Here is a 16,275-nt window from a genome sequence, read left to right on the forward strand (position 1 = left end):
CAGATGAGCACGATCGATACCGGCCTGACGCTTCTGAAGAGCGCCGCCGGCCGCGTCTCGGCCGCCAACGGCTGGATGGGCAACGCGTTCAAGGGCTGGATGCCGACCGGCCTCTACGCCCGCGCGCTCCTCATCATGATCGTGCCGATGGTGATCCTGCAATCGGTCGTCGCCTTCGTGTTCATGGAGCGGCACTGGAACACGGTCACGCGCCGCCTGTCGGCCGCGGTGGTGCAGGACATCGCCGCACTCATCGACGTCTACAAGGGCTATCCGCAGGACAAGGACCGCAACGAGATCCGCCGCATCGCGCAGCAGCGGCTCGGCCTGGTGGTCGATTTCCTGCCTGCCGGCGACATGCCGCCGCCGGGACCAAAGCCGTTCTTCTCGCTGCTCGACCAGACGCTGTCGGTGCAGCTCGGCCGCCAGATTGGCCGCTCGTTCTGGATCGACACGGTCGGCCGCTCCAACCTGGTCGAGATCCGCATCCAGCTCGACGATGCCGTGATGCGCGTGTTCGCGCAGCGCAGCGCCGCCTATGCATCGAACTCGGAGATCTTCCTGTTCTGGATGGTCGGCACGTCCTCGATCCTGTTGATCGTCGCGGTGCTGTTCCTGCGCAACCAGATCAAGCCGATCCTGCGGCTTGCCGACGCCGCAGAAAGCTTCGGCAAAGGCCGCGAGGCGCCGAACTTCAGACCGCGCGGCGCGCGCGAGGTGCGGCGCGCGGCGGTCGCCTTCCTGGAGATGAAGTCGCGCATCGAGCGCACGATGGAGCAGCGCACCGCGATGCTCGCCGGCGTCAGTCACGATCTGCGCACCATCCTGACCCGCTTCAAGCTCGAGCTGGCACTGATCGGCGACAGCCCCGAGCTCGAAGGCATGCGCAAGGACGTCGACGAGATGTCGATGATGCTGGAGGATTACCTCGCCTTCGCGCGCGGCGATTCCGGCGAGCAGTCGCAGCCGACCGACATGGCGCAGGCACTCGAAGAGCTGCGCAGCGATGCCGAGCGCCACGGCCATACCGCGACCGTCGCCTTCAACGGCCTGCCCGTGGTGACGGTGAAGCCGGCCTCGTTCAAGCGCTGCCTCGCCAACCTCGTCACCAACGCAGCGCGCTACGGCAAGAACATCGCCATCACCGGCCAGCGCGATCACCGTTATTTGACCGTCACCGTCGATGACGACGGTCCGGGCATTCCCGCGCACCTGCGCGAAGAGGTGTTCAAGCCGTTCCTGCGGCTGGACAACGCCCGCAACCAGGATGAAGGCGGCACCGGCCTTGGCCTCGCGATCGCCCGCGACATCGCCCGCTCGCACGGCGGCGACATCACGCTGGGTGACAGCCCGATGGGAGGATTGAGGGCGAGCGTACGGATACCGGTGTAGGTGGCTTACTCCACCTCTCCCCGCTTGCGGGGAGAGGTCGGATCGCTCTTGCGATCCGGGTGAGGGGGTACAGGTCTCTCATCGATCTCACGTGTGAGAGAGCCCCTCACCCCAACCCTCTCCCCGTAAGAACGGGGCGAGGGAGCGCACCGGCCGCGCGGCAAGCACACCTACTTCGGCAGCAGCGCCTTCAGCTTGTCCATGTCGCGCGTGTTCATCTTGAAGCCGCCGGGCATGACGATGTCACCGGGCTTCTGATCCGGCTTGCAGGCCCCGAGCCACTTGGCTTGCAGCGTCGTGGTGCTGTCGCGCCCGGCCGTGCCGGCAACGCCGCCTTTGGCGTGCGAAGTGGTCTTCACCGTGTAGGCCGAGTTGAAGTCGCCGGTGATCTCGGCATGCGAGGTCGTGCTGACGCCGGCGACGCTGCACTCGGAATCGCTGACATAGCCGGTCGCGGTCTTCTTGATCTCCTGCTTGGCGCAGATCTGCTTGGCCATCGGGGAGACGTTGTTGCTCATCTCCTTGTCGACGGTCTCGTCGGTGCAGTGCTGCATGGTCATCTCGGGCACGGGCGAGCCCGATGTGACCAGCTTCATCTCCCAAAGACCGGCCTTGCGCAGCGGCAGTTCGTCGGCGCCGGCGCTGCTCGCTGACAATGCGAGGCAAAGCATCGAGCCGAGCAAAGCGAGTTTGCGCGTCATGAGGAAAGCTCCCGGCTGAGAGAAGTACGGCCTTGCGACAGCGCTCAGTACAGCGTGCGGATCGGCCGGTCGGCGGCGCCATAGGGCACCCAGCGGCACGAGAACGAGATGTAGCCGCCCTCATAGCCCTGCACGGCCAGGAATTTCGCGACCTTGCCGTAGCGGGCGCAGTGATCGACCGCGACCTGGCGCGCATCGACCCGGGTCGCCATCGAATAGGCGATGATGCCGCCGGTGTCGTTGCCCTTGAACGGCGGCACGTAATCGGCGCGCGCCGACTGGCTCGCCATCATGCCCGAGACAATCAGGCTGGCAAGAAGGCCCGCGGCCGCAATGATTCGCATTCCCGTCACTCCAATTGGCTGGCGCCAGTTTACGGTGCCGGGAGGCACCTGAAAAGAACCGAACCCCTGTTGGCCGCGACACTTGGTCAAGTCCTTGCGAAGTGTTGCCGCGCTGCACTTGACCTCCCCCAACCTTCGCGGCACCGTCCGGACCTTCGCAAGACCTTAGCTGTCCGGATTGACCATGCCCGCCCCCTCCCAGAAATCGCTCCGCTTTGCTGCCGTGCTCGGCCTCATGTTCGGAGCGCTGTCGCTCGGCGAGGCCAGGGCCGCCAACCCGCTGGAGCTGAATTTCTGGCTGAGTGGGCCGCGCTATGACGGTGCCGTCGCCCCTTGCGACTGGGCTCTGCCGAGGATCGTGCACGAGTTCGCCGAAAAGGAATACACGTTCTGGAATTCTTCGTTGCAGATCACCGGTTTCTCCGCCGTTCGCGAGACCGCGTTCCGGCCCTGGCAGTCCGACAACATTCCGCGCCGCTATTGCACCGGTGAGGCCATGCTCAATGACGGCAAGGCGCGCAAGGTGCATTTCTCGATCATCGAGGATGGCGGCTTTGCCTCCTACGGCAATGGTGTCGAATGGTGCGTCGTTGGAGTGGATCGCAACTGGGCCTACAATCCGGCCTGCCGCGCCGCCAAGCCCTGACCCCAACAGCGGCGGATTCGGGCTGATCAGCCAGCCGATGACTGCCGCCCCAATTTTGTTCTTGAAATGTTCCCATCGCCTGCTAGGCTGTGTGTGCACAGTCTAGTTGAGGGGCGTCGCCATGTTTCACTTCAGATTGCGTTCGTTGTCCCGTTTGATGATCTCGCTCACTCTTGCTGCGGGGTTGGCCAGCCTCGCCGGCGGTGCGAAGGCGCAGGACAAGCGGCAGAACGCCCCGGGCGAGTTCGATTTCTATGTGCTGGCGCTGTCGTGGTCGCCCTCGTTCTGCGAGGAAGCCGCCGAACGGGGCGGCCGGTCCCAGATGCAATGCGGCGGACGGCCCTACGCCTTCGTGGTGCATGGGCTGTGGCCGCAATATGAAAACGGCTTCCCCGAATATTGCCAGCGGCCGGCGCCGCGGCTGAACCGCAATATCGTTTCCTCGATGCTCGACCTGATGCCGGCGCCGGGCCTGATCTTCAACGAATGGGACAAGCACGGCACCTGCTCCGGGCTCGAGGGCCGCGGCTATTTCGAGATGATCCGCAAGGCGCGCGCTGCGATCAAGATCCCGCCCGAATATCTCGATCTGGCGCAGGCCAAGACCGTCGCGCCGGCGGAGGTCGAGGAGGCCTTCATCAAGGCCAATCCGGGTCTCAGCAGTGCCGCCGTCTCGGTCACCTGCAACCGGACACGGCTGTCAGAGGTCCGCATCTGCCTCAGCAAGGACCTGCAATTCCGCGCCTGCGACGAGATCGAGCGCCGCGCCTGCCGGCCGCGACCAGGTGACGATGCCGCCGATCAGGGGCGGGTAGGCACGCTCTCGTGCCCCGGATGCAGCGCAATGCGCCGCGAACAGCGGCGTGGTGCGCTGCTGATCCGGGGCCTTTCGCGAAGAGCTGGGTCCCGGCTCAGCGGCGCAGCGTTACACGCTGCACCGCGTCCGGGACACGTGATCGTGCCTCTTTGCTCAAGCCATCGCGTGGCGTAGTGCTCTTGCCATGAACTACCGCCACGCTTTCCACGCCGGCAGCTTCGCCGATGTCATCAAGCACATCGTGCTGGCGCGCATCCTCACTTATCTGCAGGACAAGCCGGCAGCGTTCCGCGTCATCGACACCCATGCCGGCGCCGGCCTCTACGATCTCGACAGCGACGAGGCGCGCCGCGGCGGCGAATGGCTGACCGGCATCGCGCGGCTGCTGCAGGCGCGCCTGTCGAACGAGAGCGCAGCGCTGACGAAGCCCTATCTCGACATCGTCCGCGCCTTCAATCCGAAGGGGGAGCTCAAGGCCTATCCGGGCTCGCCGTTGATCGCACGCGGCCTGCTCAGGCCGCAGGACCGGCTCGTCGCCTGCGAGCTCGAGCCGAAGGCCCGGAAAGCGCTGATCGATGCGCTGCGCCGCGACGAGCAGGCCCGCGTAGTCGATCTCGACGGCTGGGTGGCGCTGCCGGCCTTCGTGCCGCCGAAGGAGCGGCGTGGCCTCGTGCTGATCGATCCGCCCTTCGAGGCCAAGGACGAGTTCGAGCGGCTCGGCGAAGCCTTCTCGGCAGCGTTCGCGAAATGGCCGACCGGTATCTACGTAATCTGGTATCCCGCCAAGAACCGGCGCGCCACCGACACGCTGGCACAAACCGTGGCGCGGCTCGCAGCTGCAGCAAAGCCGCCCGGAAAATGCCTGCGCCTCGAATTCAGCGTCGCGCCGCAAGCCGACAGCGCCGCCCTCACCTCCACCGGTCTCTTGATCGTCAACCCGCCCTACACGCTGCACGGCGAGCTCAAGACCATTCTGCCGGAGCTGGAAATACCGCTCGGCCAGGGCGGTGCTGCCAGATTCCGGCTGGAGGTGCCCAAGCCTTGACGCCAAGCATTGACGCCAAGCCGTAACGCCAAGCCGTAACACTCCGGCATTCTTGGGAAAAATATGCAGGACCGGTAGTCAATCTGCAAAGAACCGTATTATGCTATTTCCGTGACTGGCTTTACGTTCCGCTTCCGCGAATGGTTGCGGCGGAGTGAAGGCCCTAAGAAAGATCCCGCCGGACCGATCAGGTCCGTCCAAGGATGGCCAGCTCCCGGGCTCCGTAAGGCCCGGTCATGTCGCGACGTGAGTCTGCGTCGCGACGGAGGAGCAATGAGGGGGAGTTTCCCGATGGCCATGACGGGAACGGTCAAGTTCTTCAACGGCGAGCGCGGCTACGGCTTCATCAAGCCTGACGACGGCGGTCGCGATGTCTTCGTTCACATCACTGCTGTGGAGCGGGCGGGACTGAAGGACCTTGCCGAAGGACAGCGTATTACTTTCGAAGTCGAACCGGACAAGAAGGGGAAGGGACCGAAGGCGGTCAATCTGGTGATCCTCTCCTAGCAAGCCTGGCGAAAAAATCCCGGCCGCGAGCGGCCGGGAGGCTGGTCCGGTATTTTCTTCTTTGGATGTCAGAAGCGATAGTTCACGCCTGCGCGGACAACGTTGGCGCTATAGCCGTTTGACACGCCCGTGATTGCGAACTGGCTGGTCGACAGATCGATGTAGAGATATTCGAGCTTGGCGCTCCAGTTCGGCGCGAGGCCGACTTCCGCACCGGCGCCGATGGTCCAGCCGGCGGTGGTGTGCGACTCAGACCAGCCGAAGGTCTGCGCCCGCAGCTCGCCGAAGGCGAGACCGGCAGTGCCGTAGAACAGCACGTTGTTGAACGCATAGCCGGCGCGGCCGCGCAGGGTGCCGAACCACGGATTGGAGAACTTCCACGGCGCGAACGTGTCGTCGGCGCCGGCGGCCTGGATGTCGCCCTCGACGCCGAACACCCACGGGCCGTTCTGGAAATTGTAGCCGGCCTGCACACCGGCGACGAAGCCGGACGGCTTGGTGGGGTTGTTGTCGACCGAGCCCCATTCGTAGCCGATATTGCCGCCGAGATAGGGACCCGCCCAGCTATAGGCATTGAGCGGCTGATTGACGGTATAGGGCGCACGCTGCCCGTATTGGAGATCGGCGGCCTCTGCCGAAGCTGTCCAGCCGGCTGCAACCAACGCGGCTGCGCCCACAACGAGCCTCTTCATCACTCACTCCAACGCCACTGTCGCAACCCGAGCGATGCCCGCGCCGCCGCACGAGCAAAACCCCATGGTTACGGAACCAAGGACTTTTCGCGTAGGATTTATCGAGAGTTTTAAGTTAAAGGGCTGTTAAGCCGGGTTACCGCCCGCTTAACAGACTTAAGGAAGCGTTACCGGAAACTGGCCGCCATCCGCTGTGCGTGCCGCATGGCCGGAACTTCAAATCAGTCCCCCCAGCGCCTAAATTCGTCCCATGGTTCACGATTCCCCCGACAATCCGGACGACCGCGCGCGCAAGGCGCCGCCGGCTCAAGCGATCGACACGCCGCCCGAGCGGCTGGCCGGGCCGGACGTCGATCCCGCGGCGGCAGGGGGCGACGACGAGGACGATGCCCTGCTGCCGGACATCCTGGAAGAGAGCGGCGCCGTCGGCGAAGGCCCGCTCGCGACCGGTCACGAGGCGATCGAGCGCGCGGTCCGCCTCGCACCGACCTCGCCTGGCGTCTATCGTATGCTCAATGCGAACGCCGACGTGCTCTATGTCGGCAAGGCCAAGAACGTCAAAAAGCGCCTGTCCAGCTATGCGCGCCAGAGTGCGCCGCTGCCGGCCCGCATCCTGCGCATGATCGCGGCCACCGTCACCGTGGAGATCGTCTCGACCACGACCGAGACCGAGGCGCTGCTGCTGGAAGCCAACCTGATCAAGCAGCTGCGGCCGCGCTTCAACGTGCAGCTTCGCGACGACAAGTCGTTCCCCTACATCCTGATCACCGGCGACCATTGGGCGCCGCAGATCCTGAAACATCGCGGTGCGCAGACCCGGCCCGGGCGCTATTTCGGCCCGTTTGCCTCCGCCGGCGCGGTCAACCGCACAATCACGGCGCTGCAGCGCGCGTTCTTGATCCGCTCCTGCACCGATTCCTTCTTTGAGAGCCGCACCCGGCCCTGCCTGCTCCACCAGATCCGCCGCTGCGCCGGACCCTGCACCCGGGAGATCGATTTCGGCGGCTATTCGACGCTGGTGCGCGAGGCCAGCGACTTCCTCTCCGGCAAGAGCCATGCGGTGAAGCAGGAACTCGCCGGCGAGATGGAGAAGGCCTCGAACGAGCTGGAATTCGAGCGCGCCGCACTGTACCGCGACCGCCTCGCCGCGCTGTCGGCGATCCAGTCGCAGCAGGGCATCAATCCGCGCACGGTGGAGGAAGCCGACGTGTTCGCCATCCACCAGGAGGGTGGCTTCTCCTGCGTCGAGGTGTTCTTCTTTCGCACCGGACAGAACTGGGGCAACCGCGCCTATTTTCCGCGCGCGGAGAAGAGCTTTACGCCGGAGGAGGTGCTGGGGTCCTTCCTGGCGCAGTTCTACGACGACAAGCCGCCGCCGAGGAACATCCTGCTCTCGCACGATATCGAGGAGAGCGAGCTGCTCGCCAACGCGCTATCGATCAAGGCTGGCCACAAGGTCGAGGTCACCGCGCCCAAGCGCGGCGAGAAGAAGGAGCTGGTCACCCACGCGCTGACCAATGCGCGCGAGGCGCTCGGCCGCAAGCTCGCGGACACCGCAACGCAAAGCCGGCTGCTCGAGGCCATGGCCGCGACGCTGAGCCTGCCGCACGTGCCCAAGCGCATCGAGGTCTACGACAACAGCCACATCCAGGGCACCAACGCGGTCGGCGCCATGATCGTCGCGGGCCCAGATGGCTTCGTGAAGAACCAGTACCGCAAGTTCAACATCAAGTCGGAAGGGATCACGCCCGGCGACGACTTCGCCATGATGCGCGAAGTGCTGGAGCGCCGCTTCAAGCGCCTGATCAATCCGCCCGAGGACGCCGCCAGCAAGGCCAAGGACGACGATTTCCCGCAATGGCCCGACCTCGTGATCATCGACGGCGGCCGCGGCCAGCTCAATGCCGTGCGCGAGATCTTCGCCAATCTCGGCCTGACCCAGGTGTCGCTGATGTCGGTCGCCAAGGGACCGGACCGGGATGCCGGCCGCGAGACCCTGTTCATGCCGGAGCGCGAGGCGATCAAGCTGGAGCCACGTGATCCCGTGCTCTATTTCATCCAGCGGCTGCGTGACGAAGCCCACCGCTTCGTCATCGGCTCGCACCGCAAGCTGCGCAAGAAGGACATCCGCGAGGCTGGTTTGCAGGAGATTCCGGGCATCGGCCCGTCACGCAAACGTGCCTTGCTGCACCATTTCGGAACCCTGAAGGAGATCGAACGGGCCTCGATCGCCGATCTCGGCAAGGTTCCGGGGGTGAGCGCCGAGAGCGCGCGCAGGATTTTCGAATATTTCCATCCCCAACCGGGATGAACTAAAGGGGGACCGCAGTCATATGATCGTCGTGTCCGCACCTCATTTGGGGCGCGGGACGGTTGACGTTCAGGCAGCAGCGGTATTGGTAGGACGGATGAACATCGCCACCACACGAGGGACCACCAGCCGCGCGATGTCCCTCCCCAACATCCTGACCTATGGCCGGATCGCCGCGATCCCGGTCGTGGTCGGGTGCATCTATGCGCAGTCGATTCTGGATCAGCCGCTCTGGCTGCGCTGGCTCGCGGTCGCCATTTTCATTGCCGCAGGGGTGACCGATTACCTCGACGGCTATTACGCGCGGATCTGGAATCAGCAATCGGCTTTCGGCCGCATGCTCGATCCGATCGCCGACAAGCTGCTGGTCGCCTCCTGCCTGTTGATGCTGGCCGCGGACGGCATCATCCACGGCTGGTCGCTATGGGCCGCCATCGTGATCCTGTGCCGCGAGATCCTGGTCTCGGGCCTGCGCGAATATCTGGCTGCGCTCCGTGTCAGCGTGCCCGTGACCAAGCTTGCGAAGTGGAAAACCACGGTCCAGCTGGTTGCGATCGGCTTCCTGATCGCCGGCCCAGCCGGCGATCAGGTGGTGCCGGTGGTCTCGATGATTGGGCTCGCACTGCTGTGGGCTTCGGCGATCCTCACCATGTACACCGGCTACGACTATTTCCGCGCCGGCATCCATCACCTCATTAAGGAGGACGAGGGATGAAGGTGAAGTATTTCGCCTGGGTACGCGAGCGCGTCGGCAAGGCCGAAGAGACGATCGAGCCTCCCGCGAGCGTGCGCACCGTCGAGGAGCTGATCGCCTGGCTCTCCGGCCAGAGCGAAGCCTATGCGCACGCGTTCGAGAAGCCGAAGGTGATCCGCGCCGCGATCGACCGCGCTCACGTCAAGCAGGACACCGCCATCGCAGGCGCCCGCGAGATCGCGTTCTTCCCGCCCATGACCGGCGGCTAGCCTCATGACCTGCCCCGTCACCATCCGTATCCAGGAAGACGATTTCGACATTGCGCGCGAGATCTCGGTCCTGACGAGCAGCCGGACCGATATCGGCGCTGTGGTGACATTTTCCGGCATCTGCCGCGCCGACGATGACAGCGCCAAGGTCGCCGCGCTGACGCTCGAACATTACCCCGGCATGGCGGAGGAAGAGATCAGGCGCCACGCTGACGAGGCCGTCTCGCGCTGGCCGCTCAACGGCATCACGGTGATCCACCGCGTCGGCCGCTTGATGCCGGGCCAGAACATCGTGCTGGTGGTGGCCGCCTCGCAGCACCGACAGGCGGCGTTCGAGGCGGCCGAGTTCCTGATGGACTATCTCAAGACCAGCGCGCCGTTCTGGAAGAAGGAAGAGAGCGCCACCGGCACCGACTGGGTCGAGGCCCATGCCCGTGACGACGAAGCCGCCGCACGCTGGACCAAATCCTGATGGCTAAGCCAACGAAAAAGACCGCGCGCGGCCGCGCCGCGCCTGACCTCGCCAAGGTGGGACCCGGCGAGCTTCTCACGCTGCTCGACTTCGTCCGCTACGCCGTGAGCCGCTTCGTCGAGGCGAAGCTCGCCTTTGCCCACGGCACGACCGACCCCGTCTCTGAAGCCGCGTTCCTGGTCTGCGAGGCGCTGCATCTCAATCCCGACCAGTTCGAGATCTTCGCCAACGCGCGCGTCAGCGCCGCGGAAGGCAAGACCCTCCTCGATCTCATCCATCAGCGCGTCACGACGCGCAAACCGGCCGCCTATCTCGTCAACAAGATCTACATGCGCGGCCTCTCGTTCTATGTCGACGAGCGCGTCATCGTTCCGCGCTCCTTCATCGGCGAGCTCCTGGAGTCGCATTTCGGCGCCGACGGCGAGGCCGGATCGCTGATCGACGACCCGACGGCGGTCGAGCGCGTGCTCGATCTCTGCACCGGCTCGGGATGCCTCGCCATCCTCGCCGCGCATCATTTCCCGAACGCCGCCATCGACGCCGTCGACATCTCCAAGGGCGCGCTCGAGGTCGCTGCGCGCAATGTCGGCGAATATGGGCTCGAGGACCGCATCAGTCTCCATCGCGGCGATCTGTTCGCCCCGCTCGGCGGCAACAGATACGACCTGATCATCACCAACCCGCCCTACGTCGACGCCGAGGGCATGGCGGCATTGCCGCCGGAATGCCGCGCCGAGCCGAAGCTCGCCTTCGATGGCGGCGCCGACGGTCTCGACGTGGTGCGCCGGATCCTGCGCGATGCGCCCGACCACCTGACGGCGGATGGCGGGCTGATTTGCGAGATCGGCCGCGGCCGCGAGCTGGTCGACGCGGCTTTCCCGGAACTGCCGCTGCTCTGGCTGGACACCGAAGATTCCGAGGGCGAGGTGTTCTGGATCGCAGCCGCCGATCTCGGCTGATTCATCGCGGCCGATCACGCTCCGTCGGAACAAGTCAAATATCGCCACGTTCATCCCACGACGAATTTTCTAGTCTTTGGAGGATGTCCGCATGCTCGCGCCATCGGGCGAATTGCTGCGCGCCGGGATGGCGCTCAAGCTCAATCACGTCAAACGCGCTGCTCAATCCTATCTGCGCGACCAGACCAGCCAGGCAACCGGCAAGGTGACATCCTACGCCGTGGCCGGCGGGCTGTTCGCGGTCGCCGGCCTGTTCGTTGTCGCGGCATTTTTCGTCGGACTGATCGCCTTGTACCGCTGGGTCGGGATCACCTACGGGCAGTTCTGGGGATTTGGCGCCGTCGCCGCAGTGCTGCTGGTGCTGGCTGCGGTCTGTGCCGGGGTGGCTATGGCCCAGATGAAACGCAAGGCCAAGCCGGTCGTCCCGCTCGCGAGCCGTCTGCGCGTGGCGGTTGCCACGCCCCGGATCCCGCGTGGAACGGTCAAGGAGGCGGTGAAGGAGGTCGCAACGACGATTCCCCTCGCGCCGCTCGCACCGGGCGAGCGCGGCGGCATCAAGACCTGGCCGGCCCGCGCCAACCGTCCCGTGCAGCTGGGCCTGATGCTCGCGGCGGTCGGCCTGGTCGGGCTGACTGCCGCCCGGCGGCGACGCAACAGGCACAGTCTGGAGGCGTGATGCTGGCGCGGCGCTCCGATCAGATCGACTCCTGGTTGCTGGTGGCGGCAACGGCCGTGTTCGTGCTGACGGCGGAGCGCTACTTTCAGGATTCCGGCCTGGCGAGGCCGGGGCCTCCGCAAGACCACCGCAAGGGCGAAGCGAATTCCCCGGAAACTCACCCGGCCGGTGCGGCGATGCAGCCGGGCCGCGGCCGCCGGGCGAAAAGCCCGTTCGAGATCCCCTGGGCGGGCTGGAAGGACATTTTCTGGCGGACCTATCAGCGCATCGACGAGGATCGCCTGCTCGCGACCGCGGGCGGCGTCGTCTTCTTCGGGCTGCTCGCACTCTTCCCCGCAGTCACCGCGCTCGTCTCCTCCTATGCCCTGTTCGCCGATCCCGCCACGATCAGCGCCAATCTGCACACGCTTGCGACCATGCTGCCCGAGGGCTCGTTCCAGATCGTCGAGGAGCAGGTCGCGCGCGTGGTGTCGAACGGCAATGCGACGCTCGGCGTCACCTTCCTGGTCGGCCTGCTGCTTGCGATCTGGAGCGCCAATGCCGGCGTCAAGGCGATCTTCGACGCCCTCAACGTCGCCTATGAGGAGCGCGAGAAGCGCAGCTTCATCCGGCTGAACATGGTCTCGCTGGCCTTCACCGTTGGCGGCATCGTGGCGCTGCTGTTGATGGTGGGAGCCGTCGTCGCCTTCCCGCTTGCGCTCAATCATCTCGGCATGGCGCCCGAAAGCAAGCTGATCGTGGCGCTGGCACGATGGCCGCTGCTGTTCATCATCCTGCTGGTCGCACTCGCCATCCTCTATCGCTTCGCGCCGAGCCGCGATGCGCCGCGCTGGCAATGGCTGAGCCTCGGCGCCGTGATTGCCGCGATTCTCTGGATCGCAGGCTCTGCCCTGCTGTCCTGGTATCTCTCGGAATTCGCCAATTACAACGCGACCTACGGCTCGCTGGGCGCGGCGATCGGCCTGATGACGTGGATGTGGATGTCGGCGATCGTCATCATGTTTGGCGCCGAGCTGAATTCGGAGATCGAGCGGCAGACGCTGCGCGATACCACCACCGGGCGGGCGAAGCCGCTCGGCACCCGGGACGCCGTCTCCGCCGACACGGTCGGCGCCACCGCGCCATTTTGATCGGTGGCGGTCGGGCCGAAGCTGGCCCGACCGCATCCCGGGCGCGATCAGCGCTTGGTGATCACGGCTTCCAGATATTCGCTGTGCACCACGATCGTGCCGTCATCGGCGTGGTTGAACTCTTCGAGCAGCGCCAGGAGATCGCGCGCCAGCGCGGCTTGCCCGTTCGCGTCGAGCGCGGCAAACGCCTTCAGCGTGGGGCCGTAGAAGGTCTTGAAGATGTCGAGCCAGTGGTCCGGCGACCGATAGCGGAACACGAACATGCGCGGCTCGGCGGCGATCTCCGCGGCCACGCCGCCGAACATCTCCTCGAGCCGTGCCGGTGTCCCCCACATGGCGGGCGATTTCACCCCGGCCGGCGGCGGCAAATGCTTGCCGATGGTCTTGAACAGCTGGCCGATAAAGCCTTGCGGCGTCCAGTTGGCGAGACCGATCTTACCGCCGGATCTGCAGACCCGCGCGAGCTCGGAGGCCGCCCTGTCCTGATCCGGCGTGAACATCACGCCGAAAGTGGAGAGCACGACGTCGAAAGCGGCATCCGCAAACGGCAGCGCCTCGGCATCCGCCTCGCGGAACTCAACAGTGAGGTGTTCGGCCATGGCGCGCTCCCGCCCGCGCTTGAGCAGCGCCGGCACATAGTCGGTGGATGTGACGTCACACCAGCGCCGCGCCGCCGCCAGCGTCGCATTGCCATTGCCGGCGGCGACGTCCAGCACCTTGCTGCCGGCACGCAAGTCAATGGCCTCGCAGAGCTGTTCCCCGACGATCTGCAAGGTGGTGCCGACCACGGCATAATCGCCGGACGACCAGGCGCCGTGCTGGCGCTGCTTGACGGCGGCAAGATCGGGCTGGGGGGCGGCTTGCTTGAGCGCGGCGGATGTCGACATGGCAATCTCCTGCGGTTGAAAACGCCGGGACGATAGAGCGCATGCGGCGCGCTGGCCTTGAGGGCGGCATGATTTTCCGCTGAGAGCGTCTTGATTTCCGCATTGGAGCCGCGGAGGCCGTGCGAGGTTTCGCAGCCGCTGCATGGAAAAGCCTTCGGCGGCGGACCGGGCTGCGAAACAGTCACTATCCCCTCGAATCAACAATGATGTTAGGCTCATCGATGCTTGGGGCGCATGAGGCGTGACGGAGTCGAGCGCGACCCGTGTTTTTCCCGGGTGAGGCAGTCAGCTCTTAAAGGCATAACGCGCGGCATGATTCGCATTTCGACGATCTTCATCGCCATCTGCATGGTCCTGGTCGCGGCCTCGCTCGGGCTCGTGCTCTATTCGGTCGCCGGCATCAGCGGAACGGAATCGGCGATCGTGGCGCTGACCGCGCTGACCTTCCTGATCCTCTACAACGCTGTGTCGATGCGGCTGCGCGACCGCAGCGACGTCGGCGGCCAGATCGCCGACCTCTCGCGCGGCACTGCCGACCTCGCCCGCCAGGTGGCCGAGTTCGGCCGCCGGCTGGCTGCGGTCGAGAGCCGCATCGCCGCGTCCAATTCGACCAATTCCGACCGCATCCAGTCGGTCATCGGCGAGATCAATGAACTCGGCGGATTGGTCAGGCAGCTCGCCACCACCGTCGCGGCTCATGAGGATCTGCTCGCCGGCCACGCGCCAGCGGCGGCACCCGCCCCGATCACAAGGCCCGAGCCGGAAACGCCGATCGATCTGGCTGCCCGCTTCGAGGAGAAGCCGCTCGCTCCTCCTCCCCTTCCGCAGCCCCCGCCACGGCCGGCGCCGCCGACGGTGCAGGCCCAGGCCATCCCCCCGGTTCAGACCGCCAATGGGCGCAACCAGACCCAATTGCTGGCGACGCTGCGCAATGCAGTCGACGAGAACCGCATCGATATCTTCCTGCAGCCGATGGTGACGCTGCCGCAGCGCAAGGTGCGGTTCTACGAGGCGGTGACGCGCCTGCGCGACGAGCGCGACCAGCTCATCGCCGCCGAGGAGTTCATCAGCATCGCGGAAGCCTCGGGCCTGATCGGGCGCATCGACAACATGGTGATGCTGCGCTGCGTGCAGGTGCTGCGGCGTCTGATGGTGCGCAACAAGGACGTCGGCGTGTTTTGCAACGTCGCGGCGTCCACGCTGGGCAATTCCACTACCTTCGCGCAATGCCTCGATTTCCTGGAAGCCAATCGCGCGCTGGCGCCCTCGCTGGTGCTGGAGTTCAAGCAGTCGACCTTCCGCAATCTCGGTCCCGTCGAGACCGAGAACCTCGCGGCGCTCGCCCAGCGCGGTTTCCGTTTCTCGATCGACCATGTCACGGATTTGCGCATCGAGCCGCGCGAGCTGGCCGATCGCGGGGTTCGCTTCATCAAGGTGCCGGCCGCGCTGCTGCTCGATCCCAAGCAGGCCTCCGCCTCCGACATCCACCCGTCCGACCTCTCCGACCTGCTCGGCCGCTTCGGCATCGACCTGATCGCCGAACGGATCGAAGGCGAGCGCGCCGTGGTCGACCTGCTCGACTATGACGTGCGTTTCGGCCAAGGGTTCCTGTTCGCACCGCCCCGGCCATTGCGGCCGGAGGGGGCATCTGCTACCGGCGGGGCCTCGCCGAACCAGACGCAGGACATTCAGGGATCCAATGGCTCCGCCACACCCAGCTCAGGCGCGACCTCTTCGGCGCCTCCGCCCCAGCGCATCACCGGCAACGCAGCCCTCGCGCGCCGCATCTGATCGGCCGCGCTCGTCATGACCGCGCTGCATTTTGCCGGAGGCCTGCGCGAGCTCGTGGGCGGTGTGGAGGTCGTGCTCAGCGATATCTGGGGCGTGGTCCATAACGGGCTGGAATCCTTCCCCGAGGCGTGCGAGGCGCTGCACACCTATCGCAGCCGCGGCGGTACGGTAATCCTGATCACCAACGCACCGCGCCCGGCCGACTCCGTGCAGCGGCAATTGCGCAAGCTCGGCGTCCCCGATGAGACCTATGACGCGATCGTATCTTCGGGCGACCTGACCCGGCTCTACGTCGCCGAGCATCCCGGCCGCAAGATGTTCTGGCTCGGCCCCGAGCGCGACAACTCGATTTATCGCGGCCTCGATGCGGTCACCGCGCCGCTGGAGCAAGCCGACTACATCGTCTGCACCGGCCTCTACGACGACGAGACCGAGACGGCGGAAGACTATCGCGGCATGATGCTGCAGGCGCGCGAGCGCAAGCTGACGCTGGTCTGCGCCAACCCCGACATCGTGGTGGAACGCGGCGACCGGTTGATCTACTGCGCCGGCGCCATCGCCGAGCTCTACCGCGAGCTCGGCGGCGAGGTGATCTTCTACGGCAAGCCGCACCGGCCGATCTACGAACGCGCCATGGCGCTCGCCGGCGAACGCCAAGGCTACCAGATCGACCGGAAAAAGGTGCTGGCGATCGGCGATTCCGTCCGCACCGACTTAACCGGCGCCCGCGAATTCGGCATCGACTGCCTGTTCGTCACCCGCGGCATCCATGCCGAGGAGTTCGAGGGCCTCGACCAGCTCGACCCCAATTCGGTGATGGAGCTGTTCGGCCACCCGCCGAAGGCGCTGATGCGCGAATTGAAGTGGTGACGGCGGAGCGCGCGCAGCTGCAATGGGCTTAGAGGCAAGCCTCAGACGCCGTCATGGCCGGGCATAGCCGTC

Annotated in this window: 17 protein-coding genes and 1 pseudogene; 14 read left to right on the forward strand and 4 right to left on the reverse strand. The window is 65.7% G+C overall.

What is annotated here, in order from left to right; all coding sequences use genetic code 11:
* Nucleotides 1-3 precede the first annotated feature (3 nt).
* Nucleotides 4-1,392 carry an ATP-binding protein gene (locus ABIA45_RS23205; RefSeq protein WP_025033840.1) on the forward strand — a complete coding sequence of 463 codons (1,389 nt, stop codon included), beginning with the start codon at nt 4-6 and terminating at the stop codon, nt 1,390-1,392.
* A gap of 170 nt (nt 1,393-1,562) precedes the next feature.
* On the opposite strand, the gene ABIA45_RS23210 is transcribed toward ABIA45_RS23205, so the two are convergent.
* Nucleotides 1,563-2,093 carry a DUF3617 family protein gene (locus tag ABIA45_RS23210; RefSeq protein ID WP_271539048.1) on the reverse strand — a complete coding sequence of 177 codons (531 nt, stop codon included), beginning with the start codon at nt 2,091-2,093 and terminating at the stop codon, nt 1,563-1,565.
* Between the two features lie 44 nt (nt 2,094-2,137).
* A complete protein-coding gene (locus ABIA45_RS23215; RefSeq protein ID WP_404653799.1) occupies nt 2,138-2,437 on the reverse strand; it encodes a hypothetical protein in 300 nt (99 codons plus the stop codon).
* Between the two features lie 235 nt (nt 2,438-2,672).
* On the opposite strand from ABIA45_RS23215, the gene ABIA45_RS23220 reads away from it, so the two are divergent.
* The 4 genes and pseudogenes from ABIA45_RS23220 to ABIA45_RS23235 all read left to right on the forward strand — a co-directional run bounded on the left by ABIA45_RS23220 (nt 2,673) and on the right by ABIA45_RS23235 (nt 5,452).
* Nucleotides 2,673-3,083: a hypothetical protein gene (locus tag ABIA45_RS23220; protein ID WP_246732434.1), complete on the forward strand. Its 411-nt coding sequence runs from the start codon at nt 2,673-2,675 to the stop codon at nt 3,081-3,083.
* Nucleotides 3,084-3,204: 121 nt separating this feature from the next.
* Nucleotides 3,205-3,898 (forward strand): annotated as a pseudogene (locus ABIA45_RS23225) (ribonuclease T).
* Nucleotides 3,899-4,084: 186 nt separating this feature from the next.
* Nucleotides 4,085-4,945 carry a 23S rRNA (adenine(2030)-N(6))-methyltransferase RlmJ gene (locus tag ABIA45_RS23230; protein ID WP_036040013.1) on the forward strand — a complete coding sequence of 287 codons (861 nt, stop codon included), beginning with the start codon at nt 4,085-4,087 and terminating at the stop codon, nt 4,943-4,945.
* Nucleotides 4,946-5,236: 291 nt separating this feature from the next.
* Complete coding sequence (locus tag ABIA45_RS23235) at nt 5,237-5,452, forward strand: cold-shock protein (protein ID WP_008544396.1); 216 nt, start codon at nt 5,237-5,239, stop codon at nt 5,450-5,452.
* 68 nt (nt 5,453-5,520) lie between these two features.
* On the opposite strand, the gene ABIA45_RS23240 is transcribed toward ABIA45_RS23235, so the two are convergent.
* On the reverse strand, nt 5,521-6,144 hold the full coding sequence (locus ABIA45_RS23240) for an outer membrane protein (protein WP_225186194.1): 624 nt from the start codon (nt 6,142-6,144) through the stop codon (nt 5,521-5,523).
* Between the two features lie 250 nt (nt 6,145-6,394).
* On the opposite strand from ABIA45_RS23240, the gene uvrC reads away from it, so the two are divergent.
* The 7 genes from uvrC to ABIA45_RS23275 all read left to right on the forward strand — a co-directional run bounded on the left by uvrC (nt 6,395) and on the right by ABIA45_RS23275 (nt 12,655).
* A complete protein-coding gene (gene uvrC / locus ABIA45_RS23245; RefSeq protein WP_404653802.1) occupies nt 6,395-8,455 on the forward strand; it encodes an excinuclease ABC subunit UvrC in 2,061 nt (686 codons plus the stop codon).
* Nucleotides 8,456-8,552: 97 nt separating this feature from the next.
* Nucleotides 8,553-9,170 (forward strand): CDP-diacylglycerol--glycerol-3-phosphate 3-phosphatidyltransferase, encoded by a 618-nt coding sequence (gene pgsA / locus ABIA45_RS23250; protein ID WP_128264816.1) that lies wholly within the window; start codon nt 8,553-8,555, stop codon nt 9,168-9,170.
* Nucleotides 9,167-9,418 carry a molybdopterin converting factor subunit 1 gene (moaD, locus tag ABIA45_RS23255; RefSeq protein WP_271539059.1) on the forward strand — a complete coding sequence of 84 codons (252 nt, stop codon included), beginning with the start codon at nt 9,167-9,169 and terminating at the stop codon, nt 9,416-9,418. The genes pgsA and moaD overlap by 4 nt, the downstream gene beginning before the upstream one ends.
* Nucleotides 9,419-9,422: 4 nt before the next feature.
* The gene (locus ABIA45_RS23260) at nt 9,423-9,890 is read left to right on the forward strand and encodes a molybdenum cofactor biosynthesis protein MoaE (protein ID WP_404653803.1); all 468 of its coding nucleotides are present in this window, start codon (nt 9,423-9,425) and stop codon (nt 9,888-9,890) included.
* A complete protein-coding gene (prmB, locus tag ABIA45_RS23265; RefSeq protein ID WP_404653804.1) occupies nt 9,890-10,849 on the forward strand; it encodes a 50S ribosomal protein L3 N(5)-glutamine methyltransferase in 960 nt (319 codons plus the stop codon). The genes ABIA45_RS23260 and prmB overlap by 1 nt, the downstream gene beginning before the upstream one ends.
* Nucleotides 10,850-10,940: 91 nt before the next feature.
* On the forward strand, nt 10,941-11,525 hold the full coding sequence (locus ABIA45_RS23270; RefSeq protein ID WP_057027666.1) for a phage holin family protein: 585 nt from the start codon (nt 10,941-10,943) through the stop codon (nt 11,523-11,525).
* Nucleotides 11,525-12,655 (forward strand): YihY/virulence factor BrkB family protein, encoded by a 1,131-nt coding sequence (locus ABIA45_RS23275; RefSeq protein ID WP_157286517.1) that lies wholly within the window; start codon nt 11,525-11,527, stop codon nt 12,653-12,655. Before ABIA45_RS23270 ends, ABIA45_RS23275 begins: the two co-directional genes overlap by 1 nt.
* Nucleotides 12,656-12,702: 47 nt before the next feature.
* Here the strand turns inward: ABIA45_RS23275 and ABIA45_RS23280 are convergent, their stop codons facing one another.
* Complete coding sequence (locus tag ABIA45_RS23280; protein WP_404653807.1) at nt 12,703-13,542, reverse strand: class I SAM-dependent methyltransferase; 840 nt, start codon at nt 13,540-13,542, stop codon at nt 12,703-12,705.
* Between the two features lie 312 nt (nt 13,543-13,854).
* On the opposite strand from ABIA45_RS23280, the gene ABIA45_RS23285 reads away from it, so the two are divergent.
* A complete protein-coding gene (locus ABIA45_RS23285; protein WP_404653808.1) occupies nt 13,855-15,333 on the forward strand; it encodes an EAL domain-containing protein in 1,479 nt (492 codons plus the stop codon).
* Between the two features lie 15 nt (nt 15,334-15,348).
* Nucleotides 15,349-16,203 carry a TIGR01459 family HAD-type hydrolase gene (locus ABIA45_RS23290; protein WP_271539071.1) on the forward strand — a complete coding sequence of 285 codons (855 nt, stop codon included), beginning with the start codon at nt 15,349-15,351 and terminating at the stop codon, nt 16,201-16,203.
* The last annotated feature ends 72 nt before the right edge of the window (nt 16,204-16,275 follow it).

Origin of the sequence: Bradyrhizobium sp. USDA 336 (assembly GCF_044908355.1) — a bacterium.
GTDB classification, from domain to species: Bacteria; Pseudomonadota; Alphaproteobacteria; order Rhizobiales; family Xanthobacteraceae; genus Bradyrhizobium; species Bradyrhizobium yuanmingense.

What these genes read in the sequence shown, in the direction of transcription:
- ABIA45_RS23270 (WP_057027666.1), top strand. Translation starts at nt 10,941, where the DNA reads ATGCTCGCGCCATCGGGCGAATTGCTGCGCGCCGGGATGGCGCTCAAG.
- ABIA45_RS23290 (WP_271539071.1), top strand. Translation starts at nt 15,349, where the DNA reads ATGACCGCGCTGCATTTTGCCGGAGGCCTGCGCGAGCTCGTGGGCGGT.
- ABIA45_RS23260 (WP_404653803.1), top strand. Translation starts at nt 9,423, where the DNA reads ATGACCTGCCCCGTCACCATCCGTATCCAGGAAGACGATTTCGACATT.
- ABIA45_RS23205 (WP_025033840.1), top strand. Translation starts at nt 4, where the DNA reads ATGAGCACGATCGATACCGGCCTGACGCTTCTGAAGAGCGCCGCCGGC.
- uvrC (WP_404653802.1), top strand. Translation starts at nt 6,395, where the DNA reads ATGGTTCACGATTCCCCCGACAATCCGGACGACCGCGCGCGCAAGGCG.
- ABIA45_RS23275 (WP_157286517.1), top strand. Translation starts at nt 11,525, where the DNA reads ATGCTGGCGCGGCGCTCCGATCAGATCGACTCCTGGTTGCTGGTGGCG.
- ABIA45_RS23215 (WP_404653799.1), bottom strand. Translation starts at nt 2,437, where the DNA reads ATGCGAATCATTGCGGCCGCGGGCCTTCTTGCCAGCCTGATTGTCTCG.
- pgsA (WP_128264816.1), top strand. Translation starts at nt 8,553, where the DNA reads ATGAACATCGCCACCACACGAGGGACCACCAGCCGCGCGATGTCCCTC.
- ABIA45_RS23230 (WP_036040013.1), top strand. Translation starts at nt 4,085, where the DNA reads ATGAACTACCGCCACGCTTTCCACGCCGGCAGCTTCGCCGATGTCATC.
- ABIA45_RS23280 (WP_404653807.1), bottom strand. Translation starts at nt 13,542, where the DNA reads ATGTCGACATCCGCCGCGCTCAAGCAAGCCGCCCCCCAGCCCGATCTT.
- ABIA45_RS23285 (WP_404653808.1), top strand. Translation starts at nt 13,855, where the DNA reads ATGATTCGCATTTCGACGATCTTCATCGCCATCTGCATGGTCCTGGTC.
- moaD (WP_271539059.1), top strand. Translation starts at nt 9,167, where the DNA reads ATGAAGGTGAAGTATTTCGCCTGGGTACGCGAGCGCGTCGGCAAGGCC.
- ABIA45_RS23210 (WP_271539048.1), bottom strand. Translation starts at nt 2,093, where the DNA reads ATGACGCGCAAACTCGCTTTGCTCGGCTCGATGCTTTGCCTCGCATTG.
- ABIA45_RS23220 (WP_246732434.1), top strand. Translation starts at nt 2,673, where the DNA reads ATGTTCGGAGCGCTGTCGCTCGGCGAGGCCAGGGCCGCCAACCCGCTG.
- ABIA45_RS23240 (WP_225186194.1), bottom strand. Translation starts at nt 6,144, where the DNA reads ATGAAGAGGCTCGTTGTGGGCGCAGCCGCGTTGGTTGCAGCCGGCTGG.
- prmB (WP_404653804.1), top strand. Translation starts at nt 9,890, where the DNA reads ATGGCTAAGCCAACGAAAAAGACCGCGCGCGGCCGCGCCGCGCCTGAC.
- ABIA45_RS23235 (WP_008544396.1), top strand. Translation starts at nt 5,237, where the DNA reads ATGGCCATGACGGGAACGGTCAAGTTCTTCAACGGCGAGCGCGGCTAC.